This is a genomic window from Deltaproteobacteria bacterium, assembly GCA_016219225.1.
Taxonomy (GTDB): Bacteria; Desulfobacterota; RBG-13-43-22; order RBG-13-43-22; family RBG-13-43-22; genus RBG-13-43-22.
This window is the reverse complement of the sequence record JACRBX010000344.1, coordinates 1-22,956: the sequence shown is the minus strand read 5'-3', so window position 1 is coordinate 22,956 and position 22,956 is coordinate 1. Positions and strand designations below refer to the sequence as shown.

General features: G+C 48.7%; 21 protein-coding genes. 14 read left to right on the top strand and 7 right to left on the bottom strand.

Annotated elements, in window-relative coordinates; genetic code table 11:
• The 8 genes from HY879_27570 to HY879_27535 all read left to right on the top strand — a co-directional run.
• A partial coding sequence (locus HY879_27570) for a hypothetical protein (protein MBI5607108.1) occupies positions 1-179 on the top strand: 179 nt, incomplete at its 5' end.
• Positions 176-1,018, top strand: a complete 843-nt coding sequence (locus HY879_27565; GenBank protein MBI5607107.1) for a YihY/virulence factor BrkB family protein — start codon at positions 176-178, stop codon at positions 1,016-1,018. The genes HY879_27570 and HY879_27565, both read left to right, overlap by 4 nt.
• 11 nt (positions 1,019-1,029) lie before the next feature.
• The gene (locus tag HY879_27560; GenBank protein ID MBI5607106.1) at positions 1,030-2,370 is read left to right on the top strand and encodes a replication-associated recombination protein A; all 1,341 of its coding nucleotides are present in this window, start codon (positions 1,030-1,032) and stop codon (positions 2,368-2,370) included.
• A gap of 52 nt (positions 2,371-2,422) precedes the next feature.
• Entirely contained in the window at positions 2,423-3,829 is a 1,407-nt protein-coding gene (locus HY879_27555) for a glucose-6-phosphate isomerase (GenBank protein ID MBI5607105.1), read from the top strand.
• Between the two features lie 205 nt (positions 3,830-4,034).
• Positions 4,035-5,447: a GHKL domain-containing protein gene (locus HY879_27550; protein MBI5607104.1), complete on the top strand. Its 1,413-nt coding sequence runs from the start codon at positions 4,035-4,037 to the stop codon at positions 5,445-5,447.
• A 9-nt stretch (positions 5,448-5,456) separates the two neighbouring features.
• A complete protein-coding gene (locus HY879_27545; GenBank protein MBI5607103.1) occupies positions 5,457-6,788 on the top strand; it encodes a sigma-54-dependent Fis family transcriptional regulator in 1,332 nt (443 codons plus the stop codon).
• A gap of 398 nt (positions 6,789-7,186) precedes the next feature.
• A complete protein-coding gene (locus HY879_27540) occupies positions 7,187-8,431 on the top strand; it encodes a hypothetical protein (protein ID MBI5607102.1) in 1,245 nt (414 codons plus the stop codon).
• 25 nt (positions 8,432-8,456) lie between these two features.
• A complete protein-coding gene (locus tag HY879_27535; GenBank protein MBI5607101.1) occupies positions 8,457-8,849 on the top strand; it encodes a YjbQ family protein in 393 nt (130 codons plus the stop codon).
• Here the strand turns inward: HY879_27535 and HY879_27530 are convergent.
• The gene (locus HY879_27530; protein ID MBI5607100.1) at positions 8,839-9,630 is read right to left on the bottom strand and encodes an SPOR domain-containing protein; all 792 of its coding nucleotides are present in this window, start codon (positions 9,628-9,630) and stop codon (positions 8,839-8,841) included. The genes HY879_27535 and HY879_27530 overlap by 11 nt on opposite strands.
• 188 nt (positions 9,631-9,818) lie before the next feature.
• Here HY879_27530 and HY879_27525 point away from each other — a divergent pair, with 188 nt between their 5' ends.
• Both HY879_27525 and HY879_27520 read left to right on the top strand, forming a co-directional pair.
• Positions 9,819-10,916, top strand: a complete 1,098-nt coding sequence (locus HY879_27525) for a hypothetical protein (protein MBI5607099.1) — start codon at positions 9,819-9,821, stop codon at positions 10,914-10,916.
• Between the two features lie 164 nt (positions 10,917-11,080).
• Positions 11,081-11,764, top strand: a complete 684-nt coding sequence (locus HY879_27520; protein ID MBI5607098.1) for a 2,3-bisphosphoglycerate-dependent phosphoglycerate mutase — start codon at positions 11,081-11,083, stop codon at positions 11,762-11,764.
• Between the two features lie 119 nt (positions 11,765-11,883).
• On the opposite strand, the gene HY879_27515 is transcribed toward HY879_27520, so the two are convergent.
• The gene (locus tag HY879_27515) at positions 11,884-12,339 is read right to left on the bottom strand and encodes a bifunctional nuclease family protein (protein ID MBI5607097.1); all 456 of its coding nucleotides are present in this window, start codon (positions 12,337-12,339) and stop codon (positions 11,884-11,886) included.
• Between the two features lie 172 nt (positions 12,340-12,511).
• Between HY879_27515 and HY879_27510 the strand changes: the two genes are divergently transcribed.
• From HY879_27510 to HY879_27495, 4 genes are all read left to right on the top strand, one after another.
• Entirely contained in the window at positions 12,512-14,248 is a 1,737-nt protein-coding gene (locus HY879_27510) for a YcaO-like family protein (protein MBI5607096.1), read from the top strand.
• Positions 14,242-14,904 (top strand): YkgJ family cysteine cluster protein, encoded by a 663-nt coding sequence (locus HY879_27505; GenBank protein MBI5607095.1) that lies wholly within the window; start codon positions 14,242-14,244, stop codon positions 14,902-14,904. The genes HY879_27510 and HY879_27505 overlap by 7 nt, the downstream gene beginning before the upstream one ends.
• 12 nt (positions 14,905-14,916) lie before the next feature.
• Positions 14,917-15,261, top strand: coding sequence for a hypothetical protein (locus tag HY879_27500; protein MBI5607094.1), 345 nt, complete (start codon positions 14,917-14,919; stop codon positions 15,259-15,261).
• 102 nt (positions 15,262-15,363) lie between these two features.
• The gene (locus tag HY879_27495) at positions 15,364-15,510 is read left to right on the top strand and encodes a DUF2442 domain-containing protein (protein ID MBI5607093.1); all 147 of its coding nucleotides are present in this window, start codon (positions 15,364-15,366) and stop codon (positions 15,508-15,510) included.
• A gap of 257 nt (positions 15,511-15,767) precedes the next feature.
• Here the strand turns inward: HY879_27495 and HY879_27490 are convergent, their stop codons facing one another.
• The 5 genes from HY879_27490 to HY879_27470 all read right to left on the bottom strand — a co-directional run bounded on the left by HY879_27490 (position 15,768) and on the right by HY879_27470 (position 22,377).
• Entirely contained in the window at positions 15,768-16,922 is a 1,155-nt protein-coding gene (locus HY879_27490) for a hypothetical protein (GenBank protein MBI5607092.1), read from the bottom strand.
• 275 nt (positions 16,923-17,197) lie between these two features.
• Positions 17,198-17,836 (bottom strand): hypothetical protein, encoded by a 639-nt coding sequence (locus tag HY879_27485; protein MBI5607091.1) that lies wholly within the window; start codon positions 17,834-17,836, stop codon positions 17,198-17,200.
• A 274-nt stretch (positions 17,837-18,110) separates the two neighbouring features.
• Positions 18,111-19,424 (bottom strand): hypothetical protein, encoded by a 1,314-nt coding sequence (locus HY879_27480; GenBank protein MBI5607090.1) that lies wholly within the window; start codon positions 19,422-19,424, stop codon positions 18,111-18,113.
• A complete protein-coding gene (locus tag HY879_27475; protein MBI5607089.1) occupies positions 19,421-21,733 on the bottom strand; it encodes an AAA family ATPase in 2,313 nt (770 codons plus the stop codon). Before HY879_27475 ends, HY879_27480 begins: the two co-directional genes overlap by 4 nt.
• A 14-nt stretch (positions 21,734-21,747) precedes the next feature.
• The gene (locus HY879_27470) at positions 21,748-22,377 is read right to left on the bottom strand and encodes a hypothetical protein (GenBank protein ID MBI5607088.1); all 630 of its coding nucleotides are present in this window, start codon (positions 22,375-22,377) and stop codon (positions 21,748-21,750) included.
• Positions 22,378-22,956 lie beyond the last annotated feature (579 nt).

Genomic DNA, 22,956 nt, shown 5'->3' with positions numbered 1-22,956 from the left:
TGGAAAAACTGATCCGCCAGTTGGAAGAGACCGAACAACGGCTTTTGGAGACCCAGCGAAAAACCGAAGAGGCTTTGAAAAAGGTGGAGTCGGCCTCTGAGAAAACCGATGAAGCGGTCGACCGGATCCAAAAGGCCCAGGAAAAGATGGAAGCCATCGGCCAGAAAGAAACGCCATGAAAGGAAAGGGGCGCTCTCCCAGGCAGTCTAAAGGGTTTTATCAAAAACTGGAAGCCGATCATATTTTTTTTCTGGCCTCGGGCCTGGCCTTTAATTTTCTGATCTGTTTTATCCCTTTTATTTTGGTGATCCTGTCCGTCCTGGGCTACTTCCTCCATTCTTCCCAGGAGGTCCTGGGGTATATCCGGATCTATGTGGAAAAGATGCTTCCCTATGCTTCCCCCAGGATGAGCTCGAATATTGTGAATTTGATCGAAGACAGGAAATGGGTGGGGTTGATCGGGTTTCTGGGTTTAATATGGACAGCCACCCGGCTTTTCAGTTCTACCCGAACGGTGTTGGATAAAACCCTGGAGATCTCCTGGCCCCATGGATATCTAAAAGAAAAACTGTATGACCTGATGATGGTCTGTGTTTCCGGCCTCCTTTTCCTGGTTTCCATCATCATGACCGGCCTTATCGATCTGATCAAATCTTTTCCGGATCGTCTTGGAATCCAACTGCCCGGATTGTTATGGATCCAAGGGTGGGGAAGACTGATCGGGCTGACCGGGGGGTATCTTTTTTCGGTATTGATGTTTTTTATCTTATTCCGATTCCTCCCCAGCCGCCGGCCCAGCAACCGGGTCGCTTTGATTACTTCCCTGCTGATCGCCGGACTGTGGGATGTTGCCAAATATCTCTTTCGTCTTTATGTCAATCTATTGAATAATTTCACGGCTATTTACGGGTCGTTGGGATTATTGGTTGTTTTTATTTTCTGGATCTATTATTCCTGTCTGATATTAGTCATCGGAGGGGAGGTTGTCTGGATCCTGGAAAGGCGAAAGAGATCCTGAAGGAACAGGGAATGATTTCTGAAACAGCCCAATACGGTCCAGCGGAAGATCCCGGACTCCCTCCTCTGGCCGAGAGGATGCGCCCCCGGGACCTGGAAGAATTTGTCGGGCAGGAGCACCTGCTGGGACCGGGAAAGTTTTTAAGGAGAATGCTGGAAGAGGGGAGGATCTTTTCTTTGATTTTCTGGGGGCCTCCGGGAACGGGTAAGACCACCCTGGCCCAGATGATGGCCCGCTATACCAGGGCCCATTTTGTCCAGTTCTCGGCTGTTCTTTCCGGGGTCAAGGAGATCCGGGAAGTCGTCAAGGAAGCCGAAGAACGATTGACGGCCGAGGACCGTAAGACCGTTTTGTTTGTCGATGAGATCCATCGTTTTAACAAGGCCCAGCAGGATGCCTTCCTGCCCCATGTGGAAAGGGGCAAGATTATCCTGATCGGGGCGACTACCGAGAATCCTTCCTTTGAGGTTATTGCCCCCTTGCTCTCCAGGACCAAGGTCCTGGTCTTAAAGCCTCTTAGCCCGGTGGAGTTGGAACGGATTGTCCTTATGGCCCTTCAGGAGCCGGAAAGGGGGCTGGGAAAAGTCCCGGTTCGTCTGGCCCCCGAAGCCCTGGAACTGATCAGGGAATTGGCTGACGGGGATGCCCGGATTGCCCTGAACACCCTGGAACAGGCAGTCACCCTGGCCCGATCAGGGAACGAAGGTCTTTTACTGATCGACCGGTCCGCGGTTGAAGAGGCCATGCAAAAAAAGGCCTTGCGATACGATAAGGCCGGAGAAGAACATTATAATCTGATCTCGGCCCTCCATAAAAGCCTGCGGGGCAGCGACCCCGACGGGGCCTTGTATTGGCTGGCCCGGATGCTCCTGTCCGGGGAAGATCCCCTTTACTTAGCCAGACGCCTGATCCGGTTTGCCTCGGAAGATATCGGCCTGGCCGATCCGCAAGCTTTGGTCCAGGCCGTGGCGGCCAAAGAGACCTATCATTTCTTAGGCTCTCCGGAAGGTGAGCTGGCCCTGGTCCAGGCCGCCATTTACCTGGCCACTGCGCCTAAAAGCAATGCCCTTTATCAGGCGTTCAATGGGGTTAAAAAGGATATTCAAAAAACCGGGTCCCTTCCGGTTCCTCTGCACCTGAGGAATGCCCCGACCCCTTTAATGAAAGGGTTGGGATATGGACGGGGATACCGTTATGCCCATGATTATCCGGAAGCGCTGGCGGCTCAGGAAAATTTACCGCCTGAATTAAAAGGCCGTCATTATTATCAGCCTTCTGACCGGGGTTATGAGAAAACGGTTAAAACCCGTCTGGAATACTGGCGGAAAAAATTGAGTTTGAATAAAATTTAAGGTAGGGGGATGGAATATGAAAAGATGGCTTGATTCGGCCTGGACTCAGGAGATGCGTCTTGAGATCGATGTCAATTGGATGATGGCTCCGGTTTTGGGCGAAAAGGAAGGGATTTCCGAAGAAGATCTTGAGAAACTCTTGCCCCTGATCCAGACCATTCACGAACAGCTTGAGGAGGAAAAAAATCAAGGCCGTCTTCCCTTTCTGACCCAACCCTTTGAACTGTCGCTACCCCCGAATATTAAAAAATATGTTCAAGGGGCCAAGACCTGGGCGGAAAATTTTGTGGTTCTGGGGATCGGCGGGTCGGCCCTGGGGGCCAAGGCCCTCCAGACGGCTCTGACCCATCCCTATTATAATATGCTGTCCAGGACCATGCGGAAAGGGTTCCCCCGCCTTTTTGTGGCCGATAATGTGGATCCCGACGGTTTTAAATCTTTGCTGGACCTCCTGGAAGTGCGGAAAACCATTTTTAATGTCATCAGCAAATCGGGTGGAACGGCCGAAACAATGAGTCAGTTTTTGATTATCAGGGATTTGCTCAAAAAGAAGTTGGGGAACCGCAAAGAAAAAGAACACCTGGTCATCACTACCGATCCGGTTCAGGGGGTCCTGAGAAGGATTGCCGAAGAAGAACAATTTAAAAGTTTTGAAATACCAACTTTGTTAGGGGGAAGATTTTCGGTACTGTCAGCCGTAGGCCTGCTTCCGGCCGCTATATGCGGCATCGATATCGAGGAACTGCTGGCCGGGGCCAGGGAGATGGCCAAACGGTGTCAGGCCTCCTCCCTTTGGGACAATCCCGCTTATTTGTCGGCCTCCCTGTCTTTTTTGAGTTATAAACAGAAGAAAAAAAACATCCGGGTGATTATGCCCTATGCCGATGCCTTAAAAGGGATGGGAGAATGGTTTTGTCAATTATGGGCCGAAAGCCTGGGGAAACGGGTTAATACCAAGGGGCGGGAGGTCTGGAACGGTCAAACGCCGGTAACCGCCCTGGGGGCTACCGACCAGCATTCTCAGTTACAGTTGTACGTGGAAGGTCCCGGAGACAAGGTGTTTTCGTTTTTGGGGGTTAAACATTATTCCAGTCTGATGCCCTTACCGAAATTGTACCCCAAAACGGAAGAACTGGCCTATCTGGGAGGCCGTTCCCTGAATAAATTGATTCAAGCCGAAATGCAGGCCACCCGGTTAACCCTGGCTCGAAACGGACGTCCCAGTATGACCCTTACCCTGCCTAAAATCAACCCCTTCACCATAGGCCAATTGATGTTTTTGTGGGAAATGGAGACCTTTGTCTGCGGTCAGTTGATGGGGGTCAACCCTTTAAACCAACCCGGAGTGGAAGAAGGAAAGATTTTGACTTATGCTCTGCTGGGGAGAAAAGGATTTGAAGTGCAGACCAAAGAAGGGGAATCGACGATTAAGGACTTTGATAAAAAATACATCCTTTAGTTCGAAAATAACGTTCAGGGATCGGGGGTCAGGGATCGGGGGTCGGCGAAAGACATTTTCATTCTTCGTAGTGCCCGACCCGGGCATGAGTGCTTAGTTAGAGAACGAAGTTGCAAGTTTCAAGTTGCAAGCGCAAAAAACCTTGAACCTTGAACCTATTTTTAGGCTTCGTTGCGCTACAAAGGAGCCTGGGGAAAATAATATTATGGATATCCTGCAGGAAACCATCAAACCTTTTAAGCTGGTCAAATATTTCTTTTTGAGCAGCTTTATCGTTATGTTGATATTCGCCGTTTCCCTCACTTTGATCATCACCCAGCGCTCCAAAGAGGCCCTGCTCAAAAAAACCGAAGACTTTGCCGTCTTGCTGGCGGAAAACCTGAACCATCAGGTTTTTTTTAATTTTATCCTGCCCATGGCCCTCCAGAGAAAAGAGGTCCACCTTAGAAATCCCGATCAGTTTAAACAATTGGATCTTATCGTCCGGAATACCATCCATAGCTTCAAGATTGAAAAAGTTAAGATGTATGATCCTTTCAACGTGGTGGCCTACAGCACCGACCGGTCTTTAGTCGGCAAGAAAGGGTTAGGGGGGACGGATTTTAAAAAGGCCATGGTGGGTAAGAACACCTCCCGGCTTGTTTCGGAAGAGGGCTTCCTTAAGATCCGTCCGGTAGGGAATGCCCCTACCCGTAAATTGATCACCACTATTCCTTTTCGGGTGGAACCTACCTCTCTGCCCACCAGTCAAATATTGGGGGTCTTTGAGATCACCCAGGACATTTCCAGGGACTACGAGGAGATCGTTTGGGATCAATACCTGATGGTCCTGATCTCCATCGGCCTGATGACCCTCATGTATCTGATCCTGTTGTTTATCGTCAAACGGGGTGAGACCATTATGGAAAGAAAGGCCGAAGAACAAAAACTGTTAATCGACAAGTTGCACCAGTCCGAACGGATGGCCACCCTGGGGGAAATGATTGCCTCGGTTTCCCATGAGATTAAAAATCCTTTGGGGATCATCCGTAGTACGGCTGACCTCCTGGAAAAAAAGGTGGTCCAGTTTGATCCTAACAATCAATTGGCTTCGGTGATCCGGGAAGAAGCGGATCGGTTGAACCGCATTGTGACTGAATTTTTGGATTTTGCCCGTCCGCAGATTCCGAGATTTCAGCCTGTCCGGGTAGAAACGATCCTGGAAAAAAATCTCAGTTTTTTAGAACCTGAATTGACCCGGCAGGCCATATCGATTGAAAAAGATTTTCGAGCCGAATCGCCGACCATACTGGTGGACCAGGACTTGCTCTATCGGGCCTTCTTGAATATTTTACTCAATGCCGTCCAGGCCATGGGCGAAGGGGGGACCATCCGGGTCACAGTGCGTCATGAGTCTGAGGGGGTGGAAATAGAGATCCGGGATTCAGGCTCCGGCTTATCCCAGGAAACGCAAGGCAAGGCCTTTCAGCCTTTTTTTACTACCAAAGAGAAAGGAAGCGGCCTGGGATTGCCTATTGTTAAAAATATCATTGAGGCCCATAAGGGAACCATTAAAATGGTGAATTCTGAAAAGGGAGGCGCCTCGGTTCTTATTACTTTACCGACTGTGAAAAAATAAGGGAAGGTTATGGAAACGATCCTTATTGTTGATGACGAAAAAAACTATCTTTTGGTTCTGAAAGAATTGTTGGGAGAAGAGGGATATGAGGTGAATACCGCTCAATCGGCCTCGGAGGCCCTGTCTATTTTTCAGGAGACGGAACCGGACCTGGTCATTACGGACATGAAAATGCCCGGCATGAGCGGAATGGAATTGTTGAGCGTTTTAAAAGAAAAGGATCTCCATTTACCGGTAATCATGATGACCGCCTATGGAACGGTGGAAAAGGCCGTTGAAGCCATGAAAAAAGGGGCCTACGACTATATTATCAAACCCTTTGATAATGAAACCTTGAAAAAAACGGTGATTAAGGCTTTGGCCATGGGGCAGGTCATTAAAGAAAACCGGTTTCTCTCTCAGGAATTGAAAGATAAGTTCGGCCCCACGGATTTAATCGGTAACAGTTTTCCCATGAGGCATGTCCGGGATTTGATCAGCAAAGTGGCCGGGACCAAAGCGACGGTCCTGATTAGTGGTGAATCGGGGACAGGAAAAGAAATGGTGGCCCGGTCTATCCACTTTAACAGTCCCAGAAAAAACAGACCCTTGATCTCGGTCAATTGTTCGGCTTTGACTGAAACCCTGCTGGAAAGTGAGCTGTTCGGTCATGAGAAAGGGTCTTTCACCGGGGCGGTTGCTCAGAGAAAAGGGCGTTTTGAATTGGCCGACGGAGGCACCCTTTTCCTGGATGAGGTGGGAGAAATGTCCCCGTCCGTGCAGGTTACCTTACTCCGGGTCCTTCAGAACCGGGAATTTGAACGGGTCGGGGGGAGTAAGACTATTAAAGTCGATGTCCGGGTTATTACGGCCACCAATAAGGATCTGATGGAGGAAATTTCCAAAGGGCATTTCCGGGAAGACCTCTATTACCGGCTTAATGTGGTGCACATAGAGGTCCCTCCTTTAAGGGAAAGAAAAGAAGACATTCCATTATTGATCCGCTATTTTTTAGAGCGTTTTTCCAAGGAGATGAATAAGAAGGAGGTCCCGGCCCTGGCCCCTGAAGTTTTGGGTGCCTTGCTGGCCTATGACTGGCCGGGAAATATTCGGGAACTGGAAAATATGTTAGAAAGAGCGATTATTTTGAGTTCAGGGCAAATCATTCATTTAGAGGACCTGCCTTTTAACAGCATGATTCCGTCAGGAGCAAAACTAAACGAAGTGTTGGAACTCATTGAGAAAAAGATGATCACCCAGGCACTGGTTTTATCAGGAAACGTCCAGGCCCATGCGGCGGAGTTGTTGGGTATAGAAAAAAATCTGCTTAAATATAAAATGAAAAAATACGGCTTGGTTTAACTTAAAAGAGGGTAAAAATTTTTTTACTTAATTTGTTAATTAAATTCAATTAGTTGTATTTTTGGTAGTCTGTTTGAAAACTTTCCGGTAAAATTTTTTTTACTGATTGGTTCTGATTCGAGGGGGGCGATAATCGGTCATTAATAAAAATTATTAATAATATTAAAGTGTTAAAAAAATATATAATATTTTTGTTCGTTTGGCATTTACTTTGCATAATTAAAAAGCAAGAAAAAAAATCTCTTTATCTCCTTTCCTTATATAAAAGCCAACCTGAAAAGGTTGGCTTTTGTTTTTTGGTGATCCGGATAAAATCATTTCCCGTAAGATAATTTTTTGATAGACAGGGAAGGCCTTGATATGACAAGATATGGCAATTTCCCAACAAACGAGGACCTATGACCAGGAATTCAAAAGCGGCTTGGCCTAAGAAAGATTCATCTCCCGATCCGGAACTTTTAGAAAAGATAGAAACCGACTTGAATAGATTATTGGTTGCCGGCGACTCCGGCCCCTTTGATCCTGATATTGTTCAGAACCTGGCCGCGACCCTGAACCGGGATCCGTTGCTGACCGATTTTTTCCTGGCCAAAGTGTTGGCCCAACCGAATGCCCTGCTGACAAGGCTGATAATCGAGCTGGACCGGCATATTCATTCCAAACCGGTGCATAAAAGGATTAAACGGACCCTTTACCTTCTGAAACAAAGGGGGATAGATCTCCCTCCCGCAAAAGAGGATAAGGATGAAAAGGACGGGCGGGGCATATTAAAAGAACCGGATTCAGGGCAGGTTTCAGGTTATCTGTCGGAATTTGATGAAATGCGCAATCGTATGGTTGCCCTTTTTGTTCCCCAGGTTTCTAAAGGCCGACTATTTGTCTTCGCCCTCATCGACCCGGATGGAGGCCTGGAAAGGCTAACCGCTTTGGTGGTCAGTAAAAAGGAGTCTAAAATTTTGCTGCAGGACCTGGAAGAACAGGCCGGCCACTCTTTTTTACCGGCAGATCCCGGGCAGGTGGCCTTTATTTTAAAGGAAGCCCATGAGCAAAGATCGAGTTTATCTAAAGAGGATGAGGAAATTTATTCCCACATTATGATACTCCTGACAGGGATGAAAAAGGTCGGCAAGGCTCCGATCATCCGAACCCTTTTCCCTGAGGGGGAGTCCCTTATGGAATTACCCCTGAGTTGGGAAAAAGTAACTGGGATACCAGAAGTGGCCTATTATGTACCGAAAGCCGAGGTGCTTGCGCCCTATAAGAAAGCGGTTCAGGAAGTCCTGGAAAGCATTCTGATTCTCAATCAGGCCCAAAAACAAGAGCAAATAGAGGTAATCGTCGTTCGGGCGGCCCGAGAAATTTTTCAGGGCCGGGAACGAGAAGATCTTATCCGCTATCTGGAAGAGCTGTCCTATCTTTATTATCTGAAAGGTCAAAAAGAGGAGGCTAAGGTCCTTTTTTCCGCCTCTTCTCTGTTAGCCAAAGAAAGGGAAAAGGGTCCCGCCCGGGAAAATTCCCTTTTAATCCGGTTGGTAGAGGAGGCCCTCTCATTAGAAAGTGTAATAGAAGATGATGGAACTCAAGGCCCCGTAATGGAAAAGAGCTCAGGGGGGATTATCATCCCCCCCTGGGTGAAAAGTTAACCAAAGAACGGGGAAGAGGGGTATAATGATCACCTTGTCGATTTCCACCACACGGCAATCAGAGTTTCTGGATATCACCCGGGACATTGAAAAAGCGGTCTTGAATGCCCGAATTTCGGATGGACTGGCTATGGTCTATGTGCCGCATACTACAGCCGGAATTACCATCAATGAAGGGGCCGACCCCAGTGTTCAGGAAGACATCCAGGGAATGCTGAATCAGTTGATCCCTTCCAAAGGGTCCTATCGACACCGGGAGGGCAATTCTCCGGCCCATATTAAGACCAGTCTGATAGGTTCTTCGGTTATGGTGATGATTGAAGACGGGCGTTTGATTCTGGGGACGTGGCAATCCATCTTTTTTTGTGAATTCGATGGCCCGAGAACCCGCAAGGTTTTGATCAAGATTATTCCTTAACGGATTTATTCGGTTCTGCTGCCGGACCCCTCCTGATTACTAACGAATACATTTTTTCTTTTTCGAAATAATCCTGAGATACTTCATAGTTATAGGCAGGATGCAACAACAGGACGAAGGTGCAATCCAGCCCCTTCTTGGCTAAATGAAAGGACAGCAGCATCTTGGATTGGACCTTATCGAATTCAAAAGGTACGATGTATCTGTCGATATTATTAAAAGTGACAATCAGGCGGGAGCCATCGGCGATCCTATCTGCCGTGATTTCAGGAAAAATTTTCCGGTCCAGCATAATATGGATCCGGAGGGCGTTTTCTTCTTCCTTGATCACAATGGGGCCAAAATAAACCGGATTTTTTTCCACAGGGGGTTTTGGTTCCTTTTTAGAGGGGAGGGAAGGAGTCGCTGGAAATTCCTTGGCCTGAGGAGGGCCTTCTTCTTTTGATTTTTGGGGGAAGATCTTGAAATTTTGGATGATGCCTTTCTGGATCAACTGTTTGCCACGGAGGGTGGCTTCCTCTTTGGTTTTGTAGCGGTCAATATAGATGACAAACCACTTTCTATTGGCTTTGTCTTCCCGAATAGTATATCGGGCTTGAATATGGGCTGTTTTTAAACGGTCAATTTCCTTCTGGGCCGCAGCCAGAGTAGAGCAGGAAGCCACCTGGAGACTAAATCGAATATTTTCCTGGGCCCATAGGTTTTGGGTTGGATGCCAAAACGAAAACGGATCTCCAATGAGGAGTCCTGCCAGAATCAGACCGAAAATAATACGTTTCATAAATAATGGTCTCGTAAAAACTCGTCATTCCCGCGCAGGCGGGAATCCAGGTTCAATGGTCCGGTTCTCGGTTTCGCCGGGACGTTGGCCTTGGAGATTTTTTACAACTCTATCACTAATAATTTTTATCAAATTTTATCACACTTTGCTTTAATTAAGCAATTTACAAATTTTAATCAAACCGTTCCATGTCTTCTTATAAAATGATCTATTATATTTCAGGTCACGGCTATGGCCATGCCGTTCGTTCCATCCAGATCATTAACGAAATGCTTGCCCTGGGATGTGACGTGGCGATAAAAACCCGTGCCCCGGCATTTTTATTTAAGGAGGGATTATCCAGACCAGTTGAAATCCTGGCCGAAAGCTTTGACGTCGGGCTCCATCAATCGGATAATATCCGGTTCGATCTTGAAAAAACAAAAAAAATGGTAATAAAATTACTTTGTTCTGCAGAGGAGGCCATTAAGGAGGAGCAACGCTTTTTAATAGATCATCAGGTTTCAGGGGTTGTTTGTGATATCCCCTTTATCCCCCTGGCGGCTGCCGGGCGTTTAGGGGTTCCGGCAATCGGTGTAAGCAATTTTTCCTGGGATTGGATCTATGCAGGTTATGGGAAAAGAGATCCGGATTGGAAGCCCCTGGTCGAAGCCATTGCTGGCTATTACCATGAAGGGGACATCTTGTTACGCCTCCCCTTTTACGGGGAAATGGATGCCTTTAAGAAAATTGAAGATATTCCCTTGGTGGCCCGGAAGTCTTCGAAAGACAAAGCGGCTATTCGAAGGGCCATCGGGCTGCCTGAAGAACGGAGGATCGGATTGATTGGCTTTAGCCGTTTGGACCTCCAGGAAGGGGCCATTAAAAAGATCGAACAGTTGTCTCCGGATTACCTTTTTTTAATTAAGCCTCCATTGAATTGGAAATCCTCTGTTTTCAGGATGGTTGAAAAGGAAGGCCTTTCTTTTGTAGACTTGATCTCTGCCGTTGATTTTGTTATTACCAAGCCCGGGTATGGGATAGTCTCCGATTGCCTGTCTCATGGGACCCCGATGGTTTACTCCGACCGGGGGGAATTTCTTGAGTACCCTATCCTGGTCGAAGGGATAAAAAGTCATTTGCCTTGTTGTTTTATGCCTAAGGAAGATTTATATTCCGGTAATTGGGAGCCCTATATGGACAGGCTCGGCAAACAACCCCGGCCTCAACTTCGAATCCCGACCAATGGGGCACAGGTGGCCGCCAGGCGGATCGTCGAATGGATCGCAGGGGGCAATAGGCAGTAGGCAATAGGCTATGGGCAATAGGCTATGGGCGATGGGCTATGGGCGATGGGCAAGGTTCAGGGTGCAAGGTACAAGGTCCAGGGTATAAGGTTTTTTCACTTGCAACTTGCATCTTGCATCTTGAAACTTTATTTTCACATTAACAGATCCAGGAGGTTGAGCGGTTGGGAAAATTGGTGTTGATTCGTCATGGCCAGTCCCAGTGGAACCTGGAAAACAGGTTTACGGGCTGGATCGATATCCCTTTGAGTAATCAAGGAAGACTGGAGGCCAAAGAGGCCGGCCGAAAAATTAAAGATATCCTTTTTGATGCGGCTTTTTGCAGTAAATTGATTCGGGCTGTTGAAACCCTTTTGCTGGTTTTAAGCCAAAACCAGGACCAGAAAACCCCTATCTTTGTACCCGAAAGCGTGAAAGAAAGGGAATGGGGGGGGCATTACCAACCGAATCCATCTCAAGAGGTCCCGGTTTATCGGGCCTTGGCCCTTAATGAACGCTATTACGGGGATTTGCAGGGTTTAAATAAGCTCGATTCGGCTAAGCGCTGGGGAACGGAACAAGTCCAGCTTTGGCGCAGGAGCTATGAACAAGCCCCACCGGGGGGGGAATCCTTAAAGGATACGGTGGATCGGGTGATCCCCTATCTCAAAGAAAACATTTATCCCCATCTTTTCGACAACAAGAACGTCCTGATCGCCGCCCATGGCAACAGTTTGCGGGCCATAGTCATGATACTGGAAAATATGGCGGCCGAAAAAGTGGCCCAACTGGAAATCCCGACCGGTATTCCGCTTATTTATGACGCGGAAAAAACAGGGGAGACTCTATTGTGGAAACGGGTAAATTGATGAAGAATGACCAGAGCTTCAGGCAATGGGCGATGGGCAAGGTTGAACGGGTTTATGGGTTTTTACTCGCCTATAGCCTATTGCCTCGTGCCTATAGCCTGAATTTTTCTATTTTTGTACTAAAACTTGACCGACCTGATCAGGTCCTTGTAGGTTTCAACCTGTTCCGACGTCAGTTCTCTCCGGAGCAGTTTTACATGAACCCAGATCGGAAGGTTATAGTGCAAAGCCAGGGCCAGGGTGTCGCTGGGACGGGCATCGGCGGCCATTTCATCCCCGTCTTTTTTGAAAATGACCCTGGCAAAATAAGTCTGATCCCTTAAATCGTATATTTCCACCCGGAGGAACTCGATTTCCGTTTCGGCCAGGATGTTCAGATACAATTCATGGGTTAAAGGACGGGGCGTTTGGACCAGTTTTTTTTCTTTCGCAATGGCCAGGAATTCGGGTTCACCGACGAACATGGTTAAGGAAGTATCGGATTCTTTGTCTTCCTTAAGGATGACGATCTTTCCCGACTCTTTTTCGGCTTTGAGGACGATTTCGGTAATAACCACAAAAGGGTAATCCACCATGAATTTTTTCTCCTATGTTTTTGCCAGCGTCCCATTTTCGCCTCATGCCCCATGGGGGTACCACGAAGCATGAAAATCGCCGAACGCCGAACGCTTAACACCGAACGGTATTTTTATTTAAACTATAGATACCTCTTGAAGGGTTTTCAAGGGATTTTTTGGAGGTGGCCCTATGTCATCCGGCATTGTGTTAAAAGATTGCTTTAAAACGTATACTTATGATCAAGAAAAGAGCAGGAATCCAAAGGAGACGATTGCCCGGGTTCGAAGCCTGTTGAAAGAAGTGGACCTGGATATCCTAAAGGAGACCGTCCGTATTGATAGCGGCAGGCTGGGCATCCCTATCTTTATCAGCCGCTGCGGAAAGGATGCGGTTCAGGTCATCGGGACCCAGAAGCAGATGGGCAAAGGGGGGACCCCTGAACAGTCCGAAGCCAGCGCCTTGATGGAATTGGCCGAACGATTCAGTTTCTTCCATTTTATAAAAAACCGCCCTTTTATAAAAGAAACCTACCGGAATATCAAAGACCAGGCCATCCCCTTGGAGGCCCTGCCCTTTTGTTTCTACGATCAGTCAAATGACCTGGCAAAAATCAAAGACATCTTTGAAGAAATTCCGCTGTCCTGGGTTTGGGCTTATAATCTGACCGATAAAAAGGATCAATTGGTCCCTATCGACTGGTTTTATCTGATCCATGAATACAACGGGCCTTCGGCCGGCAATACCCTGGAAGAGGCCATCCTGCAAGGATTATGTGAGATAGTGGAACGGCATGTCTCTTCGGTTATCAGCCATGATTTGATGCTGACTCCGACTATCGATCCCGCCACGGTAACTGATCCGGCTGCTAAAGAGCTGATTGAAAAATTTGATCGTCTGGGGATCAAGCTCTTTTTAAAGGATTTTTCCCTGGATACCGGGATACCCACAGTCGGTTCTCTGGCCTATGATCCTTCCACTTTCCCTGAAAAAAGTGAAATCGTTTTTACGGCCGGGACCACGCCCAATCCGGAGAAGTCCTTGATCCGGGCCGTAACTGAAATCGCCCAGTTGGCCGGGGATTTTATCAACCGGACCCAATATCGTCCGACGCTTCCCAAATATCAGCGACTGGAAGAGGCCCAATATGTCATGTCTGTTCCGAAGACTATCAGCATTACAGAGTTGCCCAACCTTTCCGATGAAAATATCCGGATAGAAATTGAATCCTGTGTCCAGGCCCTGGCCCGGATAGGGCTCAAAGTGTATATGGTCAATGTAACCCATTCCAAGCTCGGGGTCCCGGCTGTTTATACCATTATCCCCGGGGCCCATTTCCGGGACAGGACCAGACATACGGGCTTTCTTTTTCATCTGGCCAGGCTGGTTTCGGTAATGGAAGACCCTAAGGAGGCCGTTGAAGGACTCCAAAAGATCGCCGGGGTATTTCCCGACCGCTATGAAGTCAATTTTTTCCTGGGATTCGCCCTGGAAAGGGATGATCGGCCCGAAGAGGCCATGCACTTTTTTAAGAAGGCCCTGGGGTTAAACCCCCGGGATATTGATCTGAGCAGTATTTACTGTCATCTGGGAGTCTGTTTGAAAGACCTGGAACAGTACGAGGGAGCTATTGCGTATTTGGACCAGGCCAAGGGCTATAATGCCGCCCAAAAAGAGATTTACAATGTTTTGGGCTTTTGTTACTTTAAATTAAAAGAGCACCAGAAGGCCATCGAAGCCTTTGAGAAGGCTATTGAGATCGATCCCGGTTCCGGGATCGATTATGCCAATATCGGGTCCAATTTGAGGGAGTTGGGTTTTTTCCCGGAGGCGATAAAACTGTATCAGATGGCTCTGGAACTGGATCCGACCCTGGAATTTGCAAAAGAAAATATAGAAAGGCTCAGCTTATCGGTTCAACTATGTTAGATTTTACCAGCACCTTTAATAAATATGAAACCCTGGTGCAAGGGGTAGAGAAATCGGTTAAACAGATCCGGGAATCCCATCCGGAGGGAATCCGGTGCATCCGGCAATGCTCCGACTGTTGTTACGCGGTTTTTGACCTGTCCTTAATCGAATCGGTTTATATCAATTACCATTTTTACCAATCTTTGGATAAGGAAAAACAGGAGCAGGTGTTGGAAAGGGCTGAAGGGGCTGATCGGAAATTTTATAGGATCAAACGCCAATTGCACAAGATGATGGTCCAGCAGAATAAAAAAGAAGAGGAAGCCTTGCAGTTGATGGCTGCCGAAAGGGTCCGTTGTCCCTTTTTAAACGAGTCGGATCTCTGTGATCTTTATGAGAGTAGACCGGTTACCTGCCGGGTTTATGGGGTCCCTACGGCTATCCAGGGTGCCGGGCATACTTGTGGAAAATCAGGCTTTAAAGAGGGGGTTCTCTATCCGACGATCAATCTGGACAGAATTAACCTACGCCTTTTTGGATTGTCCGAAGAAATGTTGCGGGAAATAGGATCCAAAGAGCAACAACTGCAGATGCGCCTCCTGCCGCTTTCCACATCGCTGCTGACCGATTATGATGAAGCCTTTTTTGGTTTAAAACTCACCTGTTCGGTTTAAGGAGAAATGCCAATGGGAAATTTGCCACCCGAGGTCGAAGAACGCAAAAAAGCCATCTTCGACAGTATGTCCCCCAAGTCCCAACAACACATTTTGAAAAAAGGCTATGAGCAGTGGGACCCTTTTATGCAACCGAAGGATCCCATCGAGTTGCGTGAGGGGAAGCAAAACCTGACGGCCAGGGAACTGGCCCGGTCCTTTTTAGCGGCCTGTGATTTTTCCGATTACAGCAACGCCTTCGGTGAAGGGGCCTGGGAGATATGCAAGGGGCTGATTAATGAAGAGGATAAATATAAGGGGATGTATGCCTTTTGCCTTTGGTATGAAAAGGAGTTGAACCGGGGTAAAACAGAATAGACTTAGGGGGAATCCACAAGGAAGAGCTTATGGCCGATTGGGAATTGGCATCGAAAGGTGAACTCCCCTTCCCATCGAACCCTTGAAATAGAGAGGAAAGCCATGTATCCACAGGTAAAGAGCGTAACACCTTTAGAGAACTATCGTTTGCTCCTTCAATTCGGGAATGGTGAAGAAAAAGTCTTCGACGTAGCGCCATACTTAAACATCGGCAAATTCGCAGATCAAAGAGATCCCTCCCGTAGCTGATATCCTTTATCGCCTTCCATGATTTCTCTTCCTTTTGCTCGGCAAGGGCGCTTTCAACTTCTCAATATGCCAGACGTACCCCGGAATGGAATGCTTTTTCGCTCTCGCCATATAGGGAAAACCGTCTTTTTTAGCCTCAAAAAATTCATTATAGGCCCATGTTAGGGGCCACAGATGGCACTATTCCCTGCCAGATCAATTGGTTCTCTTGGCCCGACCCCGTCACCGCTGGCTTTCGGGCTTCGTGTGCTCATCTTTTATTGATCCTTCCAGATACCGGCCTTCACCAGACGTTGAATCAGCGTCTTTCGCCGCGTATGGCCGGTCATGAACTTTTTCAATTCTTTTTGGAATTGCTTCCGGGTCGCATACAGGTCATAGGCTTCGGAAATGTCGACAAGGAGGCGGCAGGCTTCATCATAACCCTGCCCCGATCCGCGCTCGACGGGTTCTCGAACCGATGCCCAGGCCTTGGGAAAATCGTTGGACAGCTTCTTTAGATAGGCCTCGCGTTGCTCACGGCGCTGGATCTCCTGCCGTTTGCGGTCATGCTTTTGCTTTTCTATCCTGATTTCGCGGGCTTTGTCGGCATTCTGCCGCAATTCTCCCACCGTACGCCGAGATACGTCGGTCTCGTCTGTCTGAAAGTCGCGCCGCCATGACCCGAACCGGTTCTTGATGGATCGTTCGGCCTGCTGTCCCTTGCCCTCGAGAAGTTGTTTCAGAATCGCATTGACCTCATCCCGGGGCAGGGTATCGATCCACTTATCCATTTCCTGTCGCGAAATTTCCGCCTTCGGCGCAGCCGGGCTGCCCATGCCGGCGCCCGTCAGCAGGTCCGGGTTCACCTCCAGAAACTCCGCCAGGGCCTGTTGGGCCGCGGTCAAACTCCCCAATCCACTTATAGACGGCGGTTCCAACTCATCGTCGTCCATCATCTCTCCGGTTACAGCCGCCAGCCATCCGATGTACAGACTGCGCAGATCCCCTCGCAGTATTTCATCCCGCAACAGTGCCAGCCGCGTCATCCAGCCGCGGCCGTCCTCCATGCCGAAACGATCGTAATTTTCCGACTCCTCCAGGCTCCAGGTAATGATCCAATGGGTCTTGGTGGCCTGGATATCCAACAGGTAAGGCACGGCCACGGCTTTAGCCGTCTTTGCGGTCAATGCCTCGATGGGCAGACGCACCATGAAAATAGCCGTCATCCAATTGGCCACATAGACATGGGCGTCGAAATAACGCTGCATCAGCTTTTTGGGGTCGCCCTTGAAATCACCCCAATTGTATTCGTTGGTGAAGCTGACCGGCGTGACCGTAGCCCGTGTTGAAAGCGCCCGCAGTTCGGCCATCTCATCCGCTGTCAATGGCCGGTCGATGGATAGAAATTCGTAGTATTGATATTCGCTCATGGCTCAAGTAGCAGGCAATTGTTGAATAAAATGCAACAGCAGCCGATTTTACCAATTCAATCATTTATTCCAGAGTCGTACCGTGAACAGCGCTTCATCTTTTTTCTAAATTTGAGGATAAAAGTTTCATTTTAGGCTCAAATTTTGCCTTAAAACCCTCTTTTCGGGGGCAAAAGGTCACTTTAAGGCCCTATTTGCCCTCTTAGATTATCTCATTCATTGCTAATTCAATCCCTTGGCTCGGTCCGACCCCATTTAAGACGTTTAAACCCCGTTTAACAAGGAATATGGGGCGGGTGTTCGTTCCCGTGGCCCAGGCTATTAGCGGATCGTTTTAAAAGTGCCATATAGGCGGAATATGCCACACACCTGGATAATGCTTGCCAATACGAAAGATCTTCTTGGGACACCTCAAAATGGACAAGTGGTTCGTCAAAGGACGCCCCTTTCCTTGCCCAGAACTCCAAGCCAGAAAAATTTTTCTTATACCGCCAATTTGACTGTGCGACGGCATTTCTAAAAGCACGAACAGGGTTATTGAGAAGAAAACGACAACAGCGGCCAGTAACGAAAGGGGGTGGAAGAAAAGTTTTCAAGTTTTTAAAAAGTGCATCGCCAAGGTAGATAAAGCAAATATAGTTTTGCGTTATCACTTGTGCTCTAGTCAAAAATGGGTTCTTTCGGACATCGCGGACAAAATCCATCCAGCCTTGAAAAGCTACAAGCTCATCTATCCTGTTTTGCGGGGTGACATGGCTTGATGTGATTAATTCCTGTTTTTGTTGATCCGTTATTGCTCCGACTTCATTTTCAACTGTAGTGCCTATGTGGTTTGCCTGTTTCAGATCAAGCTTAAGGTCATTGATTATCCTGTTTGCCCAGATAAGCATTTGTGAGTCGAGATTCTTTTTCATTAAGTAAATCCTAATTGCTTTTTAATCTTGAAAAGTTGGTCCAATATCGCCGCTATGATTTCTTTCTTTTTGCCCGGGAACCCAAGAGTGCCTTCACCATTTCGATGTTCCGGACGAGTCCCGGAATGGTATGTCTTATCGCTCTCGCCATATTGGAAAAACCGTCTTTTTTAGCCTCAAAAAACTAATTATAGGCCTATTTTAAAGGCACAGATGATAATATTCCCTCCATATCAATTATTTATTGTGGCCTATCCCCGTTATACAATGCCGTCTATTCCCCATCACCAAAAGCCATTTGTGCGGCTAACACGCTACGTCGCTTCCGTGCTTGCGAATCTCGGGCACGAACCAGTTCATCGAGTTCCAGCAACTTAACTGGTCGTAGAACAACTTCCGCCTGTTGCAGCCCTCCCACCGGTTCCTGTATAACAATCACCTGTTCCCTGGCCGTAGTCTCGGTGGTCGGATATAGTATGATCGCCCGCCGCATCGGCCCGTTCTGTCCGAGAGCATACAGTGCCAACTGATACAGCATGTCCCGCGGCAACGCCTGTTCCCACAAATCCCGGTATTTCGCATCTAACACCGCGACGATCTTCCGATCCCGCCGGACAACAAAATCCGGCTTCTGTATCGGCGCCTGGCGACGTTGCGGATTTTTTTCCGGATCGTATCGAAAGAGTCCCTGTAACCGGCATTCGTCCTTAACCTCATATCCGTCCAGATTCTCCCGGAGGAAACGCGACAAAAGCGTCTGAAAGAACCGGTTCATATTAAACAAAAAACCAGGAAGTCGAACGCGCTGTACGTCTCCATCTAAAGAGATACCTTCGCCCTGCAATAGCAGTTCGATAACCTTCATCGCTGGCTCGTAAGCCGTAGTTCGCCGATCCATCGCCCTCCAGACTTCCGCCATCCCAGACCCGTCGATCCTTTTCTCCGAAACGCTCGCGGCCAGTATCTTAGCCAACTGATTCACCTGGGCGCGTAAGTCCACATCGCTCGTCACCCGCCCGGCAAACAAAAGTCCTCCAAGAAGAGCCTGATTCAGTAGCGTATTCTCCACTCGTGGATGCTCAATGCAAAGCAGGACCGATCTTGACCTGAATGCTACCTGGGCGTAACGGTTGAAGTCAATCCGGCCGCGAGGTGTTCCCATCTCTAAGCGCTGGCACTCATAGTCACGATGGATGCCCCGCGCAAGCAACTCCCGCGCCTCTGCCGCCAACTGTTGGACCAACAAGTCCTGAAACGTGAATCGCGTAGCCGAGTAGCTTACCGGCTCATAAAGACTCAGGTTGCGCAACCTATAGGCATACCGCAATAGGTTCAATAACGGCGACCCGCTCAACTTCGGCTGTATCGTCACCGTGACGTTGCCCAAATTGAACCGCCCAACAAAGGACGTGGCCCGCAACTCCAGTCCCCGTGCCAGTTCCAGGACCTCGATCCACCCGTCCTTTGTCAGTCGCTCGGCCAATTGTCGCCCTTCGTTGTAACCCTCCAAAGTCAGGCCCGCGAGAACACTCCCCCGTGTCGGTTCCAGCGTTTCCCACTCGCGCAGATTGACGTTCACGACATTCAACTCTCGTTCCCTTTTGTTTCCGGGTCATCTGGATCATCGGCTACCTCGGTCACTGCAACCGCATCAGGGGAAGTCACAATCTCAGGCGAGGGTGCCAGCAATGCCTGTACTAGCTCTTCACGCCTCGCCAGCACGAACAATTCCTCCCGAATGCGCTGCCGTGCCTCGTCTACCAAACCGACACCGAGGATCTGTGTCAGCGCCCCGTAATCCTCGTAACAGTACTCTCCAACCAGAGGGATAATGTCATCGGCCAGAATCCGTACAAAACGGGCAAAGTCCGTCACTGGTTTTCCACCCTCCAACAAGTATGCATGACCGATCTGGAGATTCCGTCCGTCGCGCCCTAGATGCCCGCGAATCCGCCCGTTTAACGCGGCCAGCCACGGTCCCAACGGAATACTTTCGCCGATTAACGCGTTCCGGAACACCTCCACGTCAGGCATCAACTCCACAAACCCAAACCGTCGCCGCAACGCCGTGTCGAGCAGGGCAATTGAACGATCCGCCGTGTTCATGGTTCCTACAACATAAAGGTTAGCTGGAACGGCAAATAGCTTGCCACTCAATGGTAAGACCACCGACTGCCCGCGCTTATCCAATTCCAGGAGTGTCAACAACTCCCCGAAAATTCGCGGGATGTCTCCCCTGTTAATCTCATCAATCAACAACACGTATTTCTCTGACTTCCCACGCGCATCCTCACAGATCGCCTGGAATATCCCTCGTTCCAAAGTGAAACTCAGCTGCCCCCCTATGCTCTTCGGCCGGTATCCTTCGATAAAGTCCTCATACCCGTAGGATGGATGAAAGGTGCAGCATCGCACCAAACCTGCAACCGTGTCATTTCCATCAACCTTCGTTTTCTCCTCGGGGCTCAGGTCACCGAACAGTCGCCCATAAGCTCCCAACGCCGCTAGATCGAACGCCGTCTGTCTGGCCCAGTACGTCTTTCCAGTCCCGGGCGGTCCGTAAAGAATCGCTTGTCCTTTCCGTTCCAGAATCGACTGCATCCGACCAGGAATACCCTCCAACCGTTGTGGACCCGCAACAGGCACACCCGCTGGCCTGACCACCGTGGTGGGAGTAACGGCTCCATCCAACGACCGCCGTTCGATCTCGATCAAGTTCTCTACGTGCTTCTTCAAAGGGAAAACCGTTGTTCGCAACCCTTCGCTCTCAGGCATCTTCCATTCCGCCGTGGAGACCCATGTCACGGATCGCCGATGTGGTGCACCTGTCGGAGCTGTGTTCTCGAACCGATAAGGACCCGTCACCCTCCCAATAGCCAATACTGTCTCGCCATCCGCCGCCACCACGATGTCGCCGTCCCCCTCTTTAATCTCCGTTAGGAAGTTACGAATCTCCCCCGCCTTTCGGGAAACGACCTTGGGGTCCCCTGGATAGTGTTGCTCCAACAATTTCCGAATCTCCCCTCTGACGTCCTCCGCCGTCCGAAGTCCGGACAGATCACCAATCGCCTCCCATCCAATCGCCACATAGGGGCCATTTAGCATGTCCTGCCAAATGCTCTCCGTCGCGCCCAGACGAGTACCCATGCGCCAGTATCGGATCGGCCGGCCATTCCGCTTGTTCAACACCGCTGTCAGTTGAATCAACGGCAAGCCAAGCAAGGTTGCCAGATTCACAAACCGTCCAGCGCATACATACAATCCATCATCTTCGGGTGGTTTCTGTAGGAGCTTGATCAGGTGGAACCGCTGGTATTCCGCATTATGGTAGTCGTCCAGTTTCTCCGGAAAGAGGAGACTGAAGTACTTGTGCGCCCACGCTAGGTTATAGAGGTCGGGCGCGACCCGACCCAAGTCGTTCTGCAATCCACGGTATGCCGCGTCATCCGCACCCACCGCAAGTTTCTCAAGTACCGCTACGCCGGCGAGCAGTTGATCGCGATGCTTCCGAGCAATAGCCACAGCATGAGGCTCGTCAATGTTTTCTTCCTTCCGCGGACCTCCTGTGACCCACTGCCCGGTTTCCTTCCGCTTGAACAATCCAAACTTGTGGGCACTTCCGCCGGAGATACTTCCAAAAACCTGGCCAGGGAAATCCTCGTCGTTCTTGAACTCAAGCCAGTAGACCAGACTGTCCTTGTTGCCGTGACTATGCATCGCCTGGAGAAGCGCGTCGCCATCTAATGCCCCCAACTTATCCGGTCCGAACCGGTCTCGGAATACCTCGTAGGATACCCGGATGCGGTCAACGGAAAGCAATTCGCCGTTCCGCATAATCGTTTCATATGTCGCACGCAAGTCTTGCTTAATACGGGCATCAAGTTTGATCGCACTCATCGTTTTCAACCTCCTTACTCGCCACAATTTTGTCTTTTACTTGTAAAGTTAGCGGTAACACTAAACATTAAATGATCATAAAATATGAACACCCAGAAATCAGTTTTTTCTTCCTGGATAATTCCGTAAACAAAATAAGGCCTAAACTCCAGGCCTCTTTCCATTGGGAAGGTATAACTCGGTTGAGGCAATAAATCGGAATGCTTCTTGACTCGATATGTGGTTTTCTCGTCTATTCTATGTTTGTTGTGATGGTAAAAAAGCCCTTTTACCAATCGGATGAGCCAGCGCTCAAGCTCTTCGTCATTGAAGTAGAAAACAAGTCTTGAGTTGCCATTATCATCAACTAAAGAAGGATGCTCTTTGGTATACGAGAGGAACTCTTGCCGAAGTCTTTTCTTTGTTAACACTTGATTCTGCGCTAACGTGCCAATCTCACCAGATTTATCTCCTGCTAGTATTGCAAAAAAGTTTCTCATTTTTTCGTCGATCGGCGCGAATTCTGCGTTACAGGCAATGCAGCAAGGAATGGTGATTAGATTTTTAGGTTTCTCATTTGGGAAAATGGAATCTGGTGGAGTATGGTCTTTGCTTTTATTACTGTTCTTTTTAAGGGACTTGCCGCAAAGGTAGCATTGTTTCATTTCAAACACCGAATAGATCACTATTTGTTAAAATCACCTTGCCCGCATAATATAAAGTTTTAAAGTTTCTGGATAACTTAAACGACCTCTGGGAATCCTCCAAATCTCCATAAAATAATTCATGTTGTCTATCTTGTCCTCTACCCTTATAATTTCATATCCTGCCTAAATCATTTATAGCAGTCCGTTCGTCGTTGAGCGTTCGGTGTTCGTCAAAAACCATTCTCATGTTCCGCATCGCGCGCTGAAAGTGGCCATATGGGTTTAGACTAAAGAGGATTTTGGACCTGGTTGCTGGTAAAGGCTTATAGCCGAGAGAAATGGCTGGGTGGGCGGGTGGATCTTTTGAGGCATGGGGCAGGGCCATAAATCTCCTCAAGATCTTGATGAAGGGGGTTTATAAGATTAAGGCTTTTAGGGAATGTAGAATATAAGCGGCTGAGGTGTCAAGGGAAAAGAAGCGGGAATGAAGTTCGGAGTTCGGAGTTCGGCGAAAAGAGATAAAAATCGAAACGCCGGGGAAAAGGGTGAAAGTCCTAAGGGAAGGGCGGGGGGGAAAAAGAAGTTAGGCGTTCAGAG

Bases quoted from the DNA above. Each gene is read 5' to 3' on its own strand.
- HY879_27510 (MBI5607096.1), top strand. From the start codon at position 12,512: ATGTCATCCGGCATTGTGTTAAAAGATTGCTTTAAAACGTATACTTAT.
- HY879_27540 (MBI5607102.1), top strand. From the start codon at position 7,187: ATGACCAGGAATTCAAAAGCGGCTTGGCCTAAGAAAGATTCATCTCCC.
- HY879_27550 (MBI5607104.1), top strand. From the start codon at position 4,035: ATGGATATCCTGCAGGAAACCATCAAACCTTTTAAGCTGGTCAAATAT.
- HY879_27545 (MBI5607103.1), top strand. From the start codon at position 5,457: ATGGAAACGATCCTTATTGTTGATGACGAAAAAAACTATCTTTTGGTT.
- HY879_27535 (MBI5607101.1), top strand. From the start codon at position 8,457: ATGATCACCTTGTCGATTTCCACCACACGGCAATCAGAGTTTCTGGAT.
- HY879_27470 (MBI5607088.1), bottom strand. From the start codon at position 22,377: ATGAAACAATGCTACCTTTGCGGCAAGTCCCTTAAAAAGAACAGTAAT.
- HY879_27515 (MBI5607097.1), bottom strand. From the start codon at position 12,339: ATGGTGGATTACCCTTTTGTGGTTATTACCGAAATCGTCCTCAAAGCC.
- HY879_27505 (MBI5607095.1), top strand. From the start codon at position 14,242: ATGTTAGATTTTACCAGCACCTTTAATAAATATGAAACCCTGGTGCAA.
- HY879_27475 (MBI5607089.1), bottom strand. From the start codon at position 21,733: ATGAGTGCGATCAAACTTGATGCCCGTATTAAGCAAGACTTGCGTGCG.
- HY879_27560 (MBI5607106.1), top strand. From the start codon at position 1,030: ATGATTTCTGAAACAGCCCAATACGGTCCAGCGGAAGATCCCGGACTC.
- HY879_27565 (MBI5607107.1), top strand. From the start codon at position 176: ATGAAAGGAAAGGGGCGCTCTCCCAGGCAGTCTAAAGGGTTTTATCAA.
- HY879_27500 (MBI5607094.1), top strand. From the start codon at position 14,917: ATGGGAAATTTGCCACCCGAGGTCGAAGAACGCAAAAAAGCCATCTTC.
- HY879_27490 (MBI5607092.1), bottom strand. From the start codon at position 16,922: ATGAGCGAATATCAATACTACGAATTTCTATCCATCGACCGGCCATTG.
- HY879_27530 (MBI5607100.1), bottom strand. From the start codon at position 9,630: ATGAAACGTATTATTTTCGGTCTGATTCTGGCAGGACTCCTCATTGGA.
- HY879_27485 (MBI5607091.1), bottom strand. From the start codon at position 17,836: ATGAAAAAGAATCTCGACTCACAAATGCTTATCTGGGCAAACAGGATA.
- HY879_27555 (MBI5607105.1), top strand. From the start codon at position 2,423: ATGCGTCTTGAGATCGATGTCAATTGGATGATGGCTCCGGTTTTGGGC.
- HY879_27525 (MBI5607099.1), top strand. From the start codon at position 9,819: ATGTCTTCTTATAAAATGATCTATTATATTTCAGGTCACGGCTATGGC.
- HY879_27495 (MBI5607093.1), top strand. From the start codon at position 15,364: ATGTATCCACAGGTAAAGAGCGTAACACCTTTAGAGAACTATCGTTTG.